Here is a 16,525-nt window from a genome sequence, read left to right as displayed (position 1 = left end):
ATCGACACAGCACCCCTCCCACGCCTGCCCATGATCCCCCCGACCATTCCCGCGCTCCTCGAACACGCTGCCGCTCATCCTTTCTTGCGCGAGCACTTGTCGCCCGGCGGCGACACGCCGCCGAGCTTTGCTTATGCTCATCTGGACGGCTTGCGCCTCGAAAGCGGCTATCAGCCCATCTTCGACGTGAGCATGAACGGTATACAAACGCTCTGGTCCGCGCCCGACAGTGCAGACCGTTTCGGCGACGAGCTGGGCTTTCAGGCGCTGACGCTCGCGCCCGGCGGCACGCCGTTCGATCCTTGCGAAGGCGTCGAGGACGATCGGGAACTCGTCGCGCGCGATCGCCTCGCGCGCACGCTGCATGCAATCAACTTTTTCGGCTCGCAACAGCACGGGCTGCTTTTTCTGCGCGTGCATGAGCGTCTGCTCAAGAGCGTCAAGTACGATCACGGCCAGCACTTCTCCACGGTGCTCGTCTCGCTCGGCCTCAACCCCGCACGTATCGTGATCGAACTGCCCGGTATCGCGGTCGCCCATCGCACGTTTCTCGGCTATCTGACGAAGAGTTACCAGCGCTTCGGGTTCAAAGTGGCGGGTAATCTGCCGAATGCCGGACACATCATGTCGGTATCGGACATGGCGCGGCTCGACTTTCTGAAGATCGACGGGGCAGCCGTCTTGAGAGATGCCATGACCAAGCCGCTCATCGCCTACGCCAACCGGTTGCACATTCCGCTGATCTTCGATCGAGTGGCGACGGAAGCGCAATTCGATGCGCTCCAGCAGTTCGGCGCGCGCTTCGTGCAAGGGCCGCTGTTCGAGCCGCACGCGCGGATCCGCTAACGCGGGGCATCCCGCTCCAGCGCTTCGCGCGGTGGTGCGATGCTTTCGCGACAACAGACCTGAAAGGAGATCACGATGGCCGAGCCTGCCCGGTTTCACTGGGACGATCCGCTGCTGCTCAACGCGCAGTTGACCGAAGAGGAACGCATGGTGCGCGACGCGGCACACGCCTATGCGCAGGACAAACTGCTGCCGCGCGTCACTGAAGCGTTTCGCCACGAGCGCACCGATATCGAGGTCTTCCGCGAGATGGGCGCCATCGGTCTGCTCGGCCCGACCATTCCCGACGAATACGGCGGGCCCGGTCTCAATTACGTCAGCTACGGCCTGATCGCACGCGAAGTCGAGCGGGTCGACTCGGGCTACCGCTCGATGATGTCGGTGCAGTCGTCGCTCGTGATGGTGCCGATCTACGAGTTCGGCTCGGATGCGCACAAGGCGCGCTATCTGCCGAAACTCGCCACCGGCGAATGGATTGGCTGCTTCGGGCTCACGGAACCCGATCACGGCTCCGATCCGGGCAGCATGGTCACGCGCGCACGCAAGGTCGAAGACGGCTACGTGCTGACGGGCGCCAAGATGTGGATCACCAATTCGCCGATCGCCGATGTGTTCGTCGTCTGGGCCAAGCTCGACGAAGACGGCAACGACACCATCCGCGGCTTCATCCTCGAAAAAGGCATGAAAGGCCTCAGTGCCCCGGCCATCCACGGCAAGGTCGGACTTCGCGCGTCGATCACCGGCGAAATCGTACTCGACGATGTCCTGGTGCCGCGCGAGAACATGCTGCCCAATGTAAGCGGCTTGCGCGGACCGTTCACCTGCTTGAATTCCGCACGCTACGGCATTGCCTGGGGCGCGCTCGGGGCAGCGGAATCATGCTGGCACACGGCGCGTCAGTACGTGCTCGAGCGCAAGCAGTTCGGTCGCCCGCTCGCGGCCAATCAGCTCGTGCAAAAGAAGCTCGCCGACATGCAAACCGAAATCACGCTCGGCTTGCAAGGCGTCTTGCGCCTCGGCCGCATGAAGGATGAAGGCATCGCAGCGTCCGAAATCACGTCGATCATGAAGCGCAACTCGTGCGGCAAGGCATTGGACATTGCCCGTCTTGCCCGCGATATGCTTGGCGGCAACGGCATCTCGGACGAATTCGGCGTTGCGCGCCATCTCGTCAATCTTGAAGTCGTCAATACCTACGAAGGCACACACGACATCCACGCCCTCATCCTCGGACGGGCCCAGACGGGCATTCAAGCATTCTTCTGAGCGCATGGCACCGGTCCGTATATCGGCCGGTGCCTGTGTAAATTCGGCGTCGCGCCGACGAAACTTCTTCAAGACGCGCACAGTCTGCGATAAAGCCGTCCGGTGAGGCGCATCGTTTATGCGAATCGGGCCGGGAATGGATTCTGCATGCGCATCGCGGTGTGGCATATGCCCGCCGGCTGTCCTATCTTTGGTACGATGCACGCGTGGATGGAAACTAGGGGATTCGAATGGCTGAAGTTAACAAGGAGAGATTGATGTCCGATATCAGAACCGTCCTCGCGGATGCCGAGGACCTCTTGAAGCAAGCCGCGAATGCCACAGGCGAACGCGCCTCGGAATTGCGCGAAACCGCGCTCTCCCGGCTCAAGCAAGCCAAGGAAAAAGCGGCCGACGTCCAGGTCGTCGTCGTGGAGAAAGGCAAAAAGGCTGCGCGCGCGACGGACGACTATGTGCATGAACACCCGTGGACGGCTATTGGCGTTGCAGCCGGGCTCGGCGTGGTGCTCGGCCTTCTCATCAACCGCAAGTAATCCGGGTGCGCCGGCCGGCGCGCCGGTACCCGTCAGGCTGCCGCCGAGCTGGCCCGGTCGGCCGCGAGCCTGTACGGCAAATCGCCGGCGCCGTCTGCCCGCGCGGGTTATGCGCTAATCCGTCCGACCTTCATGCCAAACGACGACAACCCATCGCCGCATTCATCCGCCAACCAGCACGGACCGCTGCGACGGATGCTCAGTTCGCTGTACGCGCTGTTGCAAACGCGGCTCGAACTCATCGGCATCGAGCTCGCGGAAGAGCGCGAGCGCATTCTGGCCGTACTGTTTCTCGGCCTCATCGCCGTCATGTTCGCGATGATGGCGCTCATCAGCCTGACAGCCCTGATTGCCGTGGCATTCTGGGACACCTATCGGTGGCAAGTTCTTGCGGGCATTACCGGCGTCTATGGAATCGGCGCACTTTTGTGCGCGCTCAAGGCACGCAGCGGTTTGCACGACGCGCCCATCGTTTTTCAATCGACGCTCAACGAGTTCGAGAAAGATCGCGAGATGTTCCGTCAGCCTTAATTGGCGGTCGTTGCTGTTGGTTGCCGTTGATTGCCGTTGAACGCCCCAATCGAACCGAGATTCACTGCCCGCCATGAGCCAGACTACCGAACATCACGAACGTGCCCGCGCGCACGGCCCCGTCAAGGACCTGAGTTCGCCGCAATTGCGCACGGTCCGCAAGGAGCTGCTGCTGTTGCGCGCCGAGGTCGAGCGTTCCGAGTTCGTGCACGCGCGTATGGAGCTTCATCATAGTCTGTCGAGCTTCGGCTGGCTGAAGCTGTTCGTCCCGGGTTTTTCCAGCCGTCGGCCGAGGGCGGGCGGCAAGAGCATCAACGCCTCGCTGACCGATTGGTTCTCCGGCCACCCGCTGGTGAGCTCGCTCGCGTCGTTGATACTGGCCAAGCCGCTTCGCGCGACGCTGGCCGCCGGGACCAAGCCGCTCATCAAGTGGGGCTCCCTCGCCGCGGCCGCATGGGCGGGGTATCGCTTTCTCGCGCAAGCAATCCACCGCGAGCACGAGCGGTCCGCCACGCAGACGGGCGATGCGCCGTAACGCGCTTGCAGCGGTGCACCGCTGAGTACGCTTATCTCCGAGAGTCGAGTCGAATCGGTTCGACTTCCGAGGTTCATGTCCGCGGTTGATGTCCGCGGTTGCCGCTATCGGCGGGCAAGCCAGCAGCCTGGGTCCATGGTGCCGCGCGAGCCAGCTCGCCGATTCATACGCTCGCCGAGCACATCCAGAATGAATGTCCCACATGCATCGCCCGCCATCGGGCCGGCATCGACAGGCCGCGCCTCCAACGCGTAGTATCCGCTCGCGCGCTCGCCATCGACCACATGGAGCCGATAGACTGGTGCGCCGACAGGCGGCGCCTGATCGAGTCCAGCCGGCAAGACGGCCGCCCCGCTCGTATGCGAGTCCGAGCCCGCTTCCAGATACTGCGCCGCGCGATAGAGCGCCATCGCTGCATCGGCGCGATGGGCGCGCGCCACATGCTCGCGGTAACTCGGCAGCGCGTAAGCGGCCAACGCAGCGACGATCGCCAGCGCAACCACCAACTCGATCAGGGAGAATGCCGCGGCCCAGCGAGTCGGCGTGCGTGTAGCGTCCCTGGCGTTCAATTACCGTCTCCTCGCGATGCGGCGCCAGTGGCGCGATTCCGTACCCGCTTCGCGAACCACGAAGACCTGTGCCCACGCTTGCGCATCCACACTTGCGCCAAAGCCTCTCGCCGTGACGACATATCCCCGCGCGAGCGGCCGCCGCGCAATACGCAGCCCTTCGATCAGACACTGAGGCGGCCTGCGACCACCGGGCCAGTTCGGTAGCGGCGCAAATGCAGCGGCATCGGCGAACGGATCGCGCTCTTGCCAACGCATCGCCCCCGCGCGGCTCGGCAGCAGCAGCGGCGCGCGGCCGGCCTCGTGCTCCTGGAGGCAAAGCTCGAGCGCGACATGGGCCGCCTGCATGCTGTGCAGCGCTTCCTCGAAGTTCGATGCGCGCCGCGCACCCATGATGGCCGCGTCGAACGAGGCGATGGCCGCCGCCGATACCATCGACGTCAGCATGAGCGCAACCGGCAACGCCGCCCCGGATGCGTGCCGGGCGAGACAGCGGGCGCGACCGGTCCGTGGCACCGGAGCGCTTGCCGACGCATTGCTCATCGGCCCGCCTGCTCGTGATTCCGGATCGCAACGCGGCGCCGGAATACGTGCCGAGCGTGACCGTCGAAATACCTCGTCGCCATCGGGTCGCAATCGACGTGCTGACCGCGTGCGGCCGCCCGCCTTCCGCGGACACGCACACAAATCTCCACGGCAGTGACATGCTGCCAATCGTTCGGCGCGACGGCGTCGGCACGAACGGCTCGGGCCGCCCCGCGTATCCAATACCCGAAAGCCAGCCGTTCGACACCGGCAACAGCCGGTTGCCGGGCAAGACCGCCGTTGCCTTCGCAATAAAGCTCGGGGGTGCCCCCTTCCCGCGACGTTCCCACGAAAAAACGATTGGACACGACGACCGACTCTCCGGCTCGGCCGATACCTTGCCCCAGACAGTCCGTCGTTTGCCCCGCTTCAGTGGGCCACGTCGCCACGGCATCGTCGACATAGCGGATCACGATGCCGTCGGAGCCGCTCGCATCGCGCTCGCAACGAAGCCCGCTCGCCGTTTCGATCGGATATCCCGACGCACAGCCGAATAGTCCCGGCGCGACGTCTCCCGACAGCGCCGGTAACCCTGGCGGCACGAACCCCGCCATCTGGATCTGCTCGCTCATGAGCAACAGGGCTGTCATACCGGCTTCGCGCATCAGCGCCGTATCGGCAGACGCGGCATGAAACTGACGCACCGCATGGAAGAGCGACGCGATCATCGTCACAACAACGAGCCCCAATGCCGTTGCAACCATCAACTCGATGAGCGTATGCCCGCTGCAGCGCCTTCCCACTGAGCCGCGCCTCATCGATTTCGCCCCGCGCGCGGCGCCCGGCCTCATGGCCTCGCCCCCAGAAACAGAGGCGCTACGCTGCAATAAACCTCGGGGGCGGCGAACTCGGGCGGACATCCGTCGAAACGTGTCGGGCGCGCTCGCCCACTCGCTTGCCCACCCGCTCGCCCAAGCGCGTGCCCACTCGCTTGCGAACTCGCCCAGCGCACCGCGACGAATGCGGCACCGCCACCCGCATCGCGTACGACGATGTCGCCCCGCGGCAATGCCCGCATGGCCTGGGCACGCCAGTATTCGATCCCACCCGCCGCCGCGGATCGTTCGCGCAGCGCATCGGCGGCCGAAGCCGCGATCAGCGATGCCACCTCGCGCTGCGCTGAACTCTTTTCGGTACGCACTGCCACGAGCTGGCTCGAGATCGTGCCAGCAAGAGACAACGCGGCGATGCCCAGTGCGATCGCAACCTCGAGCAGCGATCCTCCGGTTTGCCGGCTCGGGACTCGCGGCGAGGCACTCATACGTGCCGCCCGCACCCGGCGCTCACCCTCGCCCTGCCGCCGGCAGCGATCGAAACGCAGCGGCTCGCGGCTCGCGCAGACGCGCCGTGACGAACGCCTGTCGGCGAAACTTCGAAGCTGCGGAACCCGCCGATCACCTGCCCGGAAGGCGGGCGGAACCGGATTGCATGCGCCGCGCCGCTGATCCGCACGCCGGGCGCCGGAACATGCGTGCGCAATACCCGTTGTCCGTAACCGGTTTCAAGCGCGACGACCCATCCCGTCGCCCAATCGACTGGGACACGGTCCCGACCGAAGTCATATCTGCCGTTATGGACGCATCGTCCATCCCCATCGCTGCGGCAAATCACGACCGGCAAACCGATGCGAACCGCTTCGCTGCGCGCGTACGACATGCTCGCCAGCAGCATACGCATGCTGGCTTCGACGCGCTGGCGTTGCTGCCAGGTCGCAAACGACGGTATCGCCAGCGTCGCGAGCAATAGCATCACAGTGCAGACGATCAGCGTTTCGACGAATGTGAATCCACCCGCATGCCGCGCACGTCGGCGCTCAATGCCTGCCCCACTTGCACCGAACCGCATCCCCCGCTCCGTTGTCCGTTGTTCGATTTCGATCAATCTAGCGGACGTGCACGTACAGCACCATCGTCCGTTCGGCCGACTGGCGAGCGAGTATCGACGCGCCGACAATGGCGCGTCACGTCAATGTGCGAGGGAATGAAAAAACGATGAAACGACGAGACCGATCAACGCTTGCGCGACGGTTTGGCGGGAGCGGCGCGACGAAACTCTTCGATGACGTCCTCGAATTCGGATACATCCTCGAAGCGCCGGTAGACCGATGCGAAGCGAACGTAGGCGATGGTATCGAGCTGACGCAGTTCGTTCATCACGAGCTCGCCGAGGCGCTCGCTGCGCACTTCGCGTTCGCCGCTGCCCAGCAATTGATACTCGATGCGGGCAACCGCCGCGTCGATCGCGTCCGCCGCAACGGGGCGCTTTCTAAGCGCCAGTTGCATGCTCGCGACGATCTTGCGGCGATCGAATTCGGTGCGGCTGCCATCCTTTTTCACCACCGCCGGCAACATGAGCTCGACTCGCTCGTACGTCGTGAAACGCTTGTCGCAGGCCGGACACCGGCGGCGGCGCCGAATCGCGGCGCCGTCCTCGGATACGCGCGAATCGACGACCTGAGTATCCTCGTGCCGGCAAAAGGGGCAGCGCATGATGGCTCAGCGATAAACCGGGAAGCGCTTGGTGAGCTCGGCAACCTGCGCGCGCACGCGCTCGATCGTCCCCGCGTCTTCCGGGTTCTCGAGCACGTCGGCGATCAGATTCCCCACCTGCTCCGCTTCTTGCGCACCGAAGCCACGCGTCGTCATGGCGGGCGAACCGAGGCGGATCCCGCTCGTGACGAACGGCTTTTCCGGATCGTTCGGAATCGCGTTCTTGTTGACGGTGATATGCGCCGCGCCCAGCGCGGCTTCGGCCGCCTTGCCGGTGATGTTCTTCGCGCGCAGGTCGACCAGCATCACGTGGCTTTCCGTACGACCCGACACGATGCGCAAGCCGCGCTTGACGAGCGTCTCGGCCAGCACGCGCGCATTGTCGACCACCCGCTGCTGGTAAGCCTTGAACTCAGGAGAGAGCGCCTCTTTGAATGCGACAGCCTTCGCGGCGATCACATGCATGAGCGGGCCGCCCTGAATGCCGGGGAAGATGGCCGAATTGATCTGCTTCTCGTATTCGGCCTTCATCAGGATCACGCCGCCGCGCGGGCCGCGCAGGCTCTTGTGGGTCGTCGTCGTGACGAAATCGGCGTGGGGAACCGGATTGGGATACACACCGGCGGCGATGAGTCCCGCATAGTGCGCCATATCCACCATCAAATACGCGCCGACCGATTTCGCGATTTTCGCGAGGCGCTCGAAGTCGATCTTCAGCGCGAACGCCGATGCGCCGGCGACGATCAGCTTCGGCTTGTGCTCCTCGGCAAGCTTGGCCGCGGCGTCGTAGTCGATGTCTTCCGCCTCGTTCAAGCCGTAGCTGACCACGTTGAACCACTTGCCCGACATGTTGACCGGCGAGCCGTGCGTCAGGTGACCGCCTTCGGCGAGGCTCATACCCATGATCGTATCGCCCGGCTTGAGCATCGCGAAAAAGACGCCCTGATTCGCCTGCGAGCCGGAGTTCGGCTGCACGTTCGCGGCCTCGGCGCCGAAGATCGTCTTCACGCGCTCGATCGCCAGTCGCTCGACGATGTCGACGTATTCGCAGCCACCGTAATAGCGCTTGCCGGGATAGCCTTCGGCGTATTTGTTGGTGAGCTGCGAGCCCTGAGCGGCCATCACGGCCGGGCTCGTGTAGTTTTCCGATGCGATCAGTTCGATGTGTTCTTCCTGACGGCGGTTTTCCTGTTCGATCGCCTGCCAGATCTCGGGATCGATGGCGGCAATGGTGCTTTGGGCTCTGTCAAACATACGGATTCCGTTGAAGGTTTACAGGTTGGCCGAAATGCGCGGAATGCATACGATCGTACGCTTGCACTGGATGGCGGAGGGGCCGGCACTGGCGTGGCGGAAAATTCGAATGGTCGAAGCTCCGTTACACCCGCGGGGCAACCGCCGCAGCGCAAGCGAACGCGCGCGGTTTTCGGCTGCCCAGGCGAACGGCAAAACGGCACCTTGCGCTTCACGGTGGGTCGCTCCACCTTGACCCCGGAGGGTGTTATCGCCAGTTACGCAAGGGTTGAGCGCGTTAGTGTACTGGCAGCGCAACCAATAGGCAATTGGCCGGCCACAGTGCCGGCACGACCGCATCGCGGCGGGCTTGCGCGCACCGTTTCCCGCGCCGACCCCGCCGCAAAAGGTACCCGCAGCCCCCGCCTCGCGCCCGCCGCCCACTCGAAAGCATTTCGAAAGAATCGGGAACCTTCATACCGCGACCGGGATACGGCGGGTATCATCGGCCCGTTCCGTTTTTCGCCTTCGGTAGTTCTTGCTTATTCCGGCAAGGCCACGAGGCCTGTCGGGTTCGACCAGTCAGGAGCAGCAATGATCGTTTTAGTCACGGGCGCCTCCGCCGGCTTCGGCGCGGCCATCGCTCGCATTTTCGTCAATGGCGGCCACCGCGTGATCGCCACCGCTCGCCGCCTCGATCGCCTGGAGGCGCTCGCCAAGGAGCTTGGACCGGCACTTTTGCCGCTCGAGCTCGACGTGCGCGACCGCGCCGCCGTACAAGCGTTGCCGGGGCGGCTGCCCGAGGCCTTCGCGTCCGTGGACGTGCTCGTCAACAATGCAGGACTCGCCCTTGGAGTGGAGCCCGCGCAGCGCGCCGATCTCGACGATTGGTACCGGATGATCGAGACGAACTGCACCGGCCTTGCCGCCGTCACCCATGCTCTGCTGCCAGGAATGGTCGAGCGCGATCGGGGCCATATATTCAACCTCGGCTCGACGGCGGGCAGCTACCCGTATTCGGGCGGCAACGTCTACGGAGCAACGAAGGCCTTCGTGCATCAGTTCAGCCTGAACCTGCGCGCCGACCTCGCGGGTACGGCCGTGCGCGTCACCTGCGTGGAACCGGGGCTCTGCGGCGGCACGGAGTTTTCGAACGTGCGTTTCAAGGGAGACGACACCAAGGCAGCCGGCGTCTACCGCGATGTGACGCCGCTTTCGCCGCAAGACATCGCCGATTCGATCTACTGGATCGCCACGCTTCCCGCCCACATGAACGTGAATACGATCGAGTTGATGCCGGTGGCGCAATCGTTCGCGGGCCTGTCGATCCATCGTGGCTGAAACCGCCCGGCAGCGCCCATGCTCCGAGCTCGAAGGCATGGCCGGACGACCTTGTCAGGCGCTCTGCGCCCTGCGCTCGCCATGTAATTTCGAGATGGTCGTACCGGTTCCGGTAAAATGCGCCCATGAATATGCCTAGCAGTCGCCCAGCAACGGGCCGCGGCTTCTTATGGCCGCTGCGCGTGTATTACGAAGATACGGATGCGGGCGGCATCGTCTTTTACGCGAACTACCTGAAGTTCTTCGAACGCGCGAGAACCGAATGGCTCCGCGCGTGCGGCATCGAACAGGGCCGCCTCGATCGGGAGATCGGGATCGTCTTCGTCGTACGCGGCACGTCGCTCGACTATCGAGCGCCCGCGCGTCTGGACGATCTGCTGACGATCGAGAGCCACATCGAGCGGCTCGGTCGCGCGAGTGTCGATTTCGTGCAACACGCGTGGTGCGAATCTCGCCTGCTTGCCACCGGCGAGATTCGCGTCGCCTGCGTCGAGCGCGCCACGTTCAAACCCGCGCCCATTCCACCCGAGGTACTCGCAGCGCTGCGGCGAGGCCCCGGCGTCGTGCACGCCGGAATGTCAACGGCCGATGCATGAACACCGTTGAGAGTTCGTCAGTGGCCTTGTATTGTCCGCATCGTTACCCATCGGAGCCCGGCTGCGCGTGCCGCCGAGCTTTCAGATTGCCGACTGGGAGCTGCTTCGGCGGCTTACCGCCCGTGAAGGCCGCCCTTCGGATCCAAAAGCAAAATATCTATGAACAACGCACAAGATCTGTCGATTATTTCTCTTGTCCTCAACGCGAGCGTGCTCGCGCAGGCTGTCATGGGGCTCTTGCTGCTGCTGTCCCTGATGTCATGGACGTTTATCTTCCGCAAGTGGTTTGCCATTCGGCGCGCCCGCGCGCAAACTGAGCAGTTCGAACGCGACTTCTGGTCGGGCGGCGATCTGCAAGCGCTCTATCAGAGCGCGGCGAACAACCGCCATACGATCGGCGCGCTCGAGAGAATTTTCGAATCGGGCATGCGTGAATTCTTGAAAGGCAAGGAAAAGCGCCTGAACGATCCAGGCGCGATCCTGGATGGCGCGAGGCGTGCCATGCGCGCAGCGTTTCAGCGCGAAATGGACGCACTCGAAGCCAACCTCGCGTTTCTGGCATCGGTTGGCTCGGTGAGCCCGTATATCGGTTTGTTCGGTACCGTATGGGGGATCATGAACGCCTTCCGCGGTCTCGCGAACGTGCAGCAGGCAACGCTCGCGAACGTCGCGCCAGGGATCGCGGAAGCGCTGACCGCGACGGCGATCGGCCTTTTCGCCGCGATCCCGGCCGTGGTGGCATACAACCGTTACGCGCACGACATCGATCGCCTTGCGATCCGCTTCGAAACGTTCATCGAAGAATTCTCGAATATCTTGCAGCGCCAGGCGCATTAAGGAGTACGCGATGGCCGGCTCGACCAATCGTTCGTCCATGCGCGGCAGCCGCTCCCGCCGCGCGATGTCTGACATCAACGTCGTCCCTTACATCGACGTGATGCTCGTGCTGCTCGTGATCTTCATGGTCACGGCGCCGCTCGTCGCACCGTCGATCGTGAATCTGCCGACGGTGGGCGGCGCCGCGCCGCAACAGCAAACACCGCCCGTCGTGGTGAATATTGGCGCGGACGGCAAGATGAGCGTTCGTTACAAGGACGACGCGGGCGCGACGCAACAGGAACAAATGACCCGTGCGGAGCTGAACGGCTTCGTGACCGACCGCGAAGCCTCGCATCCCGATCAGCCAGTGGTCATCGCGGCTGACAAGACGGTCAAGTACGAAGCCGTGATGCAGGTCATGTCGGATTTGAAGGCGCGCGGCGTCAAGCGCGTCGGGCTGCTCGTTAAATCGCAATGAAACCCGGCAAGTCGGATTCCTTCCCCCCGCAACCGCCCCGCGAACGCGGGACGACGCGCGCGTTCACGCTCGCGCTGTTGATGCACGTGTTGCTCGGGTTGTTCCTCTATCACGGCATTCATTGGCAAAACAGCACGCCCGCGGGGGCTGAAGCCGAGTTGTGGACCGATATTCCGCAGCAGCAGACGCCGCCCCCGCCGGCCCCGCCCGTGCGTGTAGCGCCGCCTGCTCCGCCGGCGCCGGACGAGCAGGCCGACATCGCGCTGCAGGAGAAAAAACGCCAGCAGCAGGAAGCCGCCGCGCGAGCGGCGTTGCTCGAGCAGCAGGAACGTCAGCGGCAACTCGCCGAGCAAGAGGCGCAGGCGAAACGGCAGCGCGAGCTTCAGCAGCAGGCCGAGCTGGCCGCGCAGAAGGCCGCGGCCGACAAACTCAAAAAGCAGCAGGCGGAGAAGCTTCGCCAGCAGCAGTTGGCCGAACAGCAAAAGCAGGAGCAAAAGCAGGAGCAGCTCAAGCAACAGAAGGAAGAGGAACTCAAGCAGCAGCAGCTCGAAGCGCAAAAGAAGGCGGAGGCCGAGAAAGCGGCAAAGGCCAAGGCCCTGGCGCAGCAGCAGGCGAAACAAAAACAGCAGCAGCTCGACCAGGAGCGCCGCGCGCGCCTCGCGCAGTTGCAAGGCCTCGCCGGCGACAGCTCGAGCGGCAACGGGCTCGCCAAGGGCGGCACCGGAACGGGCTCGGGCGGCACGGCCGCCTCGCCCGGATACGCGGACAAAGTGCGCAGGCGCGTGGCCCCGAATGTTCATTGGCCGCCGGACAATTCGCTCGAAACGCTGATCGCCGTGCGTTGCGCGCCGACGGGCACCCTGCTGTCGGCAACGATCCAGCACAGCAGCGGCAACCCGGCATTCGACGAAGCTGCGCTGCGTGCGGTACGGGAGTCCGATCCAATGCCGCTCGATACCAACGGGCAGGCACCGGCGAGCTTTTCCATCAAGGTAAGGCCACCGCAGTAACGAACGCGGCGGGCGTCGCAAAGTCGACGCGACGGACCGCAAGCGGGAACGAAAGATGCACTCGACGGTCTCTTTGCAGTTGTGACAACTTGTTTTTTGGGATTTCTCGCATGAGTTTGATGACGAAGCTAGGCTTGAGAACATGGGTGGCGTCGTGCCTGATCGCTGCATGTGGCGCCGCGAACGCGGAGCTGACCGTCGTCGTGACGGGCACCGGTTCGGCGCAACTTCCGATCGCAACGGCGAATTTCGCGAATGAAACCAGCGCCCCGCAGCAGATCAGCGCGATCGTGCGCGAGGATCTGAAACGCAGCGGCAAATTCACGAATATCGATGCAGGCAGCGCGCCGGTCTCCGAGACCGATTCCGTCGACCTCGGCGGTTGGAAGGCAAAAGGCGCCGATGCGTTCGTCGCGGGCAGCGTGACGCGCGCCGCGAACGGCACGTACGAGGTGCGTTTCAAGCTTTACGATACCGTCAAGCAGCAAAACCTCGGCGGCCTGTCGCTGACCACGCCGGAAAGCGGTCTGCGCATGACCGCGCACAAAATCGCCGATTACATCTATCAGAAGCTGCTCGGCACGCGCGGCGTGTTTGCGACGCGGCTGTCGTATGTCGTCAAGAGCGGCAACCGCTACTTGTTGCAGGTCTCGGATTCCGACGGCCAAGACGTGCATGTCGCGCTGTCGAGCCCTGAACCGATCATCTCGCCGGCGTGGTCGCCTGACGGCGCGAAGGTGGCCTACGTATCGTTCGAAAAGCGTAAGCCGATCGTGTATGTCCACGATTTGCCGACGGGCAGACGCGTCATCATCTCGGACCAGAAGGGCAACAACAGTGCGCCCGCGTGGTCGCCGGATGGCCGCACGCTGGCGGTCGCGCTCTCGCGCACCGGCAACACGCAGATCTTCGCGGTCAACGCTGACGGCGGCGGCTTGCGGCGCCTTTCGCAGAGCAGCTCGATCGATACCGAACCGACCTACTCGCCCGATGGGCAATGGATCTACTTCACGAGCGACCGAGGCGGCCAACCGCAGATCTACCGGATGCCCGCGCAAGGCGAGCAAGCGGGCGCGGCGCAGCGCGTGACTTTTACCGGTAGTTACAACACAAGCCCACGCGTGAGTCCGGACGGCAAGCAACTCGCGTATATTTCGCGCGTCGGCGGTGCATTCAAGCTCTACGTGCAGGATTTGCAAAGCGGCGTGGCAACGGCGCTTACCGATACGACACATGACGAATCGCCGAGCTTCGCGGCGAACGGTCAGTACATTCTTTACGCCACTCAGGTGAACGGCCGTGGCGTGCTGGCCGCAGTCTCGACGGACGGTCGGACGCGGCAAATCCTGTCCGTTCCGGGCGGCAGCGTACGCGAGCCGTCCTGGGGTCCGTTTATGCAATGACACACAAGGAGAGTAAGAAATGATGTCGAAACTTCGTATGGTGTTTGCAGCGTTGCTCGTGGGCGCGTTGGCAGCCTGCCATTCGGGTGTGAAGCTCAACGACAAAGGGACCACTGGCACGGTCGGCCAACAGCCGAATCCGAACGCAGTGGCGCCCGTCACCGTCGACGAGCTGAACAATCCGAACAGCCCGCTCGCCAAGCGCAGCGTGTACTTCGACTTCGACAGCTATTCGGTCAAGGACGAATACCAGTCGCTGCTGCAGGCCCATGCGCAATACATGAAGAGCCACCCGGACCGCCATATTCTGATTCAGGGCAACACCGACGAGCGCGGCACGAGCGAATACAACCTCGCGCTGGGTCAAAAGCGTGCCGAAGCCGTGCGCAGCGCGCTGCGCACACTCGGCGTGCCCGATTCGCAAATGGAAGCCGTGAGCCTGGGCAAGGAAAAGCCTTTGGCCCCCGGTCATGACGAGGCGTCGTGGGCGCAAAACCGCCGCGCGGACATCCTCTATCAATAAAGGTAACAGGCGACGTATATGAAGCACCGTTTTTCCTGGCTGCGCGGCGTCGCAGCCGCCGGCATGACTGCCTCGGCGCTTGTCGCGCTGCCTGCTCACGCCGGCATATTCGACGACGACCAGGCTCGTCAGGCGATTCTCGACTTGCGCAGCAAGACCGACAATCTCGCGAGCCAGTTGTCGGCGGCCCAGCGGGCGCTCCTCGACCAGTCCAATCGCATCGATCAGCTCAATCAGCAGGTCGCGACGTTGCGCGGGCAAAACGAGGACATGGCCAACCAGCTGACCACCCTGCAAAAGCAGCAAAAGGATTACTACACCGATCTCGACGGGCGGCTCAAGAAGTTCGAGCCGCAGCAGCAGACTGTCGATGGTGTGCAGGGCACGGTGCAGCCGGGCGAAACGGATGCTTTCAACAAGGCGTCGCAGGAATTCCGGGCGGGCGACTTCAAGACGGCCGCGGCATCGTTTCGCGACTTCATCGCGAAGTACCCGCAAAGCCCCTATCAGCCGACGGCGCAGTACTGGCTCGGCAATGCGCTTTATGCGCAGCGGGACTACAAAGGTTCGACCGCGATCTGGCAAAACATCGTCAAGAACTACCCGCAGCATCCGCGCGCGCCCGAGGCGTTGCTGGCAATCGCGAACAATCAGCTGGAACAAGGTCAGAAGGCGCAGGCCCGCAAGACGCTGCAGCAGATCGTGTCGCAGTATGCCGGCTCGGAAGTGGCGCAATCGGCGCAGACCAAGCTGGGGCAGATCAAATAGGGAGGCGGGCCGGGCGGGATGGCAAGACGGCGCGAGCCCAAGCTTGACGATCTGCCCTCCCCCCTCTATAATTTTTCGTCTTTCGGGTCGTTAGCTCAGCTGGTAGAGCAGCGGACTTTTAATCCGTTGGTCACTGGTTCGAATCCAGTACGGCCTACCAAGAAAATCAAAGGGCTGCGCGTTGCGCGGCCCTTTCCGCATCTACAATCCGATCGCGCGTTCTACAAAAACAAAGGCCCCGATGGGTCGTACCATGGCGTGACGCGAGAAAGCAAGTCAAGAAGCGCGCGGCCTGTCCGTCAGCCAATTGCATGCAGCTACCCTGTTTGGCAACGGCCGGCTGCAGTCAATAACCATGCACCCAAGGTGCGAAACGCACGGTTGCGGACGGGATGGCGCCAACCAGACGGTTGCAAACGAACGAGCCATCGACAACCGCTAAACGTCCGGCCCCGGCTACTGGCTCGAACGGCGAGCGATTCGCCACACGACCGAGCCTCCCCATACGATCAACGCGGCGACAACGAAGCTGGCAACCAACAAAACGCCAGCAACGACATCCTCGTGGCCCTCGACTCCCACTGCGCCGAACATGCGAAACAGCGGATCGAGCACAGCGTAGCCCCGTTCACTGTATAGCCACCCGGGGATAGCATCGATTCGCGTTAGAACGAGAAACACCGGCAGCGTTAGCACGACGGCCAGCAGCGCGCTCAGCAATCGCCTCATCTCACCTCCACCGTTCCGTAGTACTTGATGTTCGTGCCGGGAATCACCTTCGTCTCTTGCGCCAGGAGGAACTGGCGCAGCTTGTCGAATTGAGTCTGCGACAGAATCGTGATGCAGCCTTCGCTGATGCCAAAACGCCCATTCGTGTGGCGCGACAATCTGGATGAGAGACGCGCGACAAACAAGATGAGAATGTCGCGGCGAGGTTGATGATGCCGATGTTGATTGACGCTGACAAGCGTTTGTTGATTGACGCGCGGCGCATGTTGCA

Annotated in this window: 22 protein-coding genes, 1 tRNA gene and 1 riboswitch; of the genes, 14 read left to right on the top strand and 9 right to left on the bottom strand. The window is 63.4% G+C overall.

The features are described 5' to 3' along the window. The first annotated feature begins 30 nt into the window (after positions 1–30). From GWC77_RS07610 to GWC77_RS07590, 5 genes are all read left to right on the top strand, one after another. Entirely contained in the window at positions 31–846 is an 816-nt protein-coding gene (locus GWC77_RS07610) for an EAL domain-containing protein (protein ID WP_173256294.1), read from the top strand. A gap of 75 nt (positions 847–921) precedes the next feature. Continuing rightward, positions 922–2,112, top strand: a complete 1,191-nt coding sequence (locus GWC77_RS07605; RefSeq protein ID WP_173256293.1) for an acyl-CoA dehydrogenase — start codon at positions 922–924, stop codon at positions 2,110–2,112. Between the two features lie 230 nt (positions 2,113–2,342). Then, on the top strand, positions 2,343–2,645 hold the full coding sequence (locus tag GWC77_RS07600) for a YqjD family protein (RefSeq protein ID WP_173256292.1): 303 nt from the start codon (positions 2,343–2,345) through the stop codon (positions 2,643–2,645). Positions 2,646–2,840: 195 nt separating this feature from the next. Then, complete coding sequence (locus GWC77_RS07595) at positions 2,841–3,176, top strand: phage holin family protein (protein WP_173256291.1); 336 nt, start codon at positions 2,841–2,843, stop codon at positions 3,174–3,176. A 73-nt stretch (positions 3,177–3,249) separates the two neighbouring features. After that, a complete protein-coding gene (locus GWC77_RS07590) occupies positions 3,250–3,711 on the top strand; it encodes a DUF3318 domain-containing protein (RefSeq protein ID WP_173256290.1) in 462 nt (153 codons plus the stop codon). A 104-nt stretch (positions 3,712–3,815) separates the two neighbouring features. Here the strand turns inward: GWC77_RS07590 and GWC77_RS07585 are convergent, their stop codons facing one another. The 7 genes from GWC77_RS07585 to glyA form a co-directional block, all read right to left on the bottom strand. Then, the gene (locus tag GWC77_RS07585) at positions 3,816–4,280 is read right to left on the bottom strand and encodes a type IV pilin protein (RefSeq protein ID WP_173256289.1); all 465 of its coding nucleotides are present in this window, start codon (positions 4,278–4,280) and stop codon (positions 3,816–3,818) included. After that, a complete protein-coding gene (locus GWC77_RS07580) occupies positions 4,281–4,823 on the bottom strand; it encodes a hypothetical protein (RefSeq protein ID WP_173256288.1) in 543 nt (180 codons plus the stop codon). Continuing rightward, positions 4,820–5,608 carry a PilW family protein gene (locus GWC77_RS07575; RefSeq protein ID WP_367949013.1) on the bottom strand — a complete coding sequence of 263 codons (789 nt, stop codon included), beginning with the start codon at positions 5,606–5,608 and terminating at the stop codon, positions 4,820–4,822. The genes GWC77_RS07580 and GWC77_RS07575 overlap by 4 nt, the downstream gene beginning before the upstream one ends. A 44-nt stretch (positions 5,609–5,652) precedes the next feature. Continuing rightward, entirely contained in the window at positions 5,653–6,126 is a 474-nt protein-coding gene (locus GWC77_RS07570; RefSeq protein ID WP_173256286.1) for a hypothetical protein, read from the bottom strand. Next, positions 6,123–6,710, bottom strand: coding sequence for a GspH/FimT family pseudopilin (locus GWC77_RS07565; protein ID WP_173256285.1), 588 nt, complete (start codon positions 6,708–6,710; stop codon positions 6,123–6,125). Before GWC77_RS07565 ends, GWC77_RS07570 begins: the two co-directional genes overlap by 4 nt. Positions 6,711–6,874: 164 nt before the next feature. Continuing rightward, on the bottom strand, positions 6,875–7,354 hold the full coding sequence (nrdR, locus tag GWC77_RS07560) for a transcriptional regulator NrdR (RefSeq protein ID WP_173256284.1): 480 nt from the start codon (positions 7,352–7,354) through the stop codon (positions 6,875–6,877). A gap of 6 nt (positions 7,355–7,360) precedes the next feature. Beyond that, entirely contained in the window at positions 7,361–8,608 is a 1,248-nt protein-coding gene (gene glyA / locus GWC77_RS07555; protein ID WP_173256283.1) for a serine hydroxymethyltransferase, read from the bottom strand. A 171-nt stretch (positions 8,609–8,779) separates the two neighbouring features. Further along, a riboswitch (ZMP/ZTP riboswitch) is annotated at positions 8,780–8,879 on the bottom strand. A gap of 302 nt (positions 8,880–9,181) precedes the next feature. Here glyA and GWC77_RS07550 point away from each other — a divergent pair. The 9 genes from GWC77_RS07550 to GWC77_RS07510 all read left to right on the top strand — a co-directional run bounded on the left by GWC77_RS07550 (position 9,182) and on the right by GWC77_RS07510 (position 15,685). Beyond that, positions 9,182–9,928 carry an SDR family NAD(P)-dependent oxidoreductase gene (locus tag GWC77_RS07550; RefSeq protein WP_173256282.1) on the top strand — a complete coding sequence of 249 codons (747 nt, stop codon included), beginning with the start codon at positions 9,182–9,184 and terminating at the stop codon, positions 9,926–9,928. A gap of 125 nt (positions 9,929–10,053) precedes the next feature. Further along, positions 10,054–10,524 carry a tol-pal system-associated acyl-CoA thioesterase gene (ybgC, locus tag GWC77_RS07545; RefSeq protein WP_173256281.1) on the top strand — a complete coding sequence of 157 codons (471 nt, stop codon included), beginning with the start codon at positions 10,054–10,056 and terminating at the stop codon, positions 10,522–10,524. Positions 10,525–10,683: 159 nt separating this feature from the next. Next, positions 10,684–11,361 (top strand): protein TolQ, encoded by a 678-nt coding sequence (gene tolQ / locus GWC77_RS07540; RefSeq protein WP_173256280.1) that lies wholly within the window; start codon positions 10,684–10,686, stop codon positions 11,359–11,361. A gap of 10 nt (positions 11,362–11,371) precedes the next feature. Next, positions 11,372–11,821: a protein TolR gene (gene tolR, locus GWC77_RS07535; RefSeq protein ID WP_173256279.1), complete on the top strand. Its 450-nt coding sequence runs from the start codon at positions 11,372–11,374 to the stop codon at positions 11,819–11,821. Then, positions 11,818–12,831: a cell envelope integrity protein TolA gene (gene tolA, locus GWC77_RS07530; RefSeq protein ID WP_173256278.1), complete on the top strand. Its 1,014-nt coding sequence runs from the start codon at positions 11,818–11,820 to the stop codon at positions 12,829–12,831. The genes tolR and tolA overlap by 4 nt, the downstream gene beginning before the upstream one ends. A 110-nt stretch (positions 12,832–12,941) precedes the next feature. Then, a complete protein-coding gene (tolB, locus tag GWC77_RS07525) occupies positions 12,942–14,234 on the top strand; it encodes a Tol-Pal system beta propeller repeat protein TolB (RefSeq protein ID WP_173256277.1) in 1,293 nt (430 codons plus the stop codon). Between the two features lie 19 nt (positions 14,235–14,253). Then, entirely contained in the window at positions 14,254–14,757 is a 504-nt protein-coding gene (gene pal, locus GWC77_RS07520) for a peptidoglycan-associated lipoprotein Pal (protein WP_173256276.1), read from the top strand. 18 nt (positions 14,758–14,775) lie between these two features. Further along, the gene (gene ybgF / locus GWC77_RS07515) at positions 14,776–15,525 is read left to right on the top strand and encodes a tol-pal system protein YbgF (RefSeq protein ID WP_173256275.1); all 750 of its coding nucleotides are present in this window, start codon (positions 14,776–14,778) and stop codon (positions 15,523–15,525) included. An 84-nt stretch (positions 15,526–15,609) separates the two neighbouring features. Further along, a tRNA-Lys gene (locus tag GWC77_RS07510) sits at positions 15,610–15,685 on the top strand. A gap of 296 nt (positions 15,686–15,981) precedes the next feature. Here the strand turns inward: GWC77_RS07510 and GWC77_RS07505 are convergent. Beyond that, the gene (locus GWC77_RS07505; RefSeq protein WP_173256274.1) at positions 15,982–16,254 is read right to left on the bottom strand and encodes a hypothetical protein; all 273 of its coding nucleotides are present in this window, start codon (positions 16,252–16,254) and stop codon (positions 15,982–15,984) included. Continuing rightward, a partial coding sequence (locus GWC77_RS07500; protein WP_173256273.1) for a tlde1 domain-containing protein occupies positions 16,251–16,525 on the bottom strand: 275 nt, incomplete at its 5' end. The genes GWC77_RS07505 and GWC77_RS07500, both read right to left, overlap by 4 nt.

Origin of the sequence: Paraburkholderia sp. NMBU_R16, assembly GCF_013282575.1 — a bacterium.
Classification (GTDB): Bacteria; Pseudomonadota; Gammaproteobacteria; order Burkholderiales; family Burkholderiaceae; genus Trinickia.
This window is presented reverse-complemented; position numbering and strand designations above follow the sequence as displayed.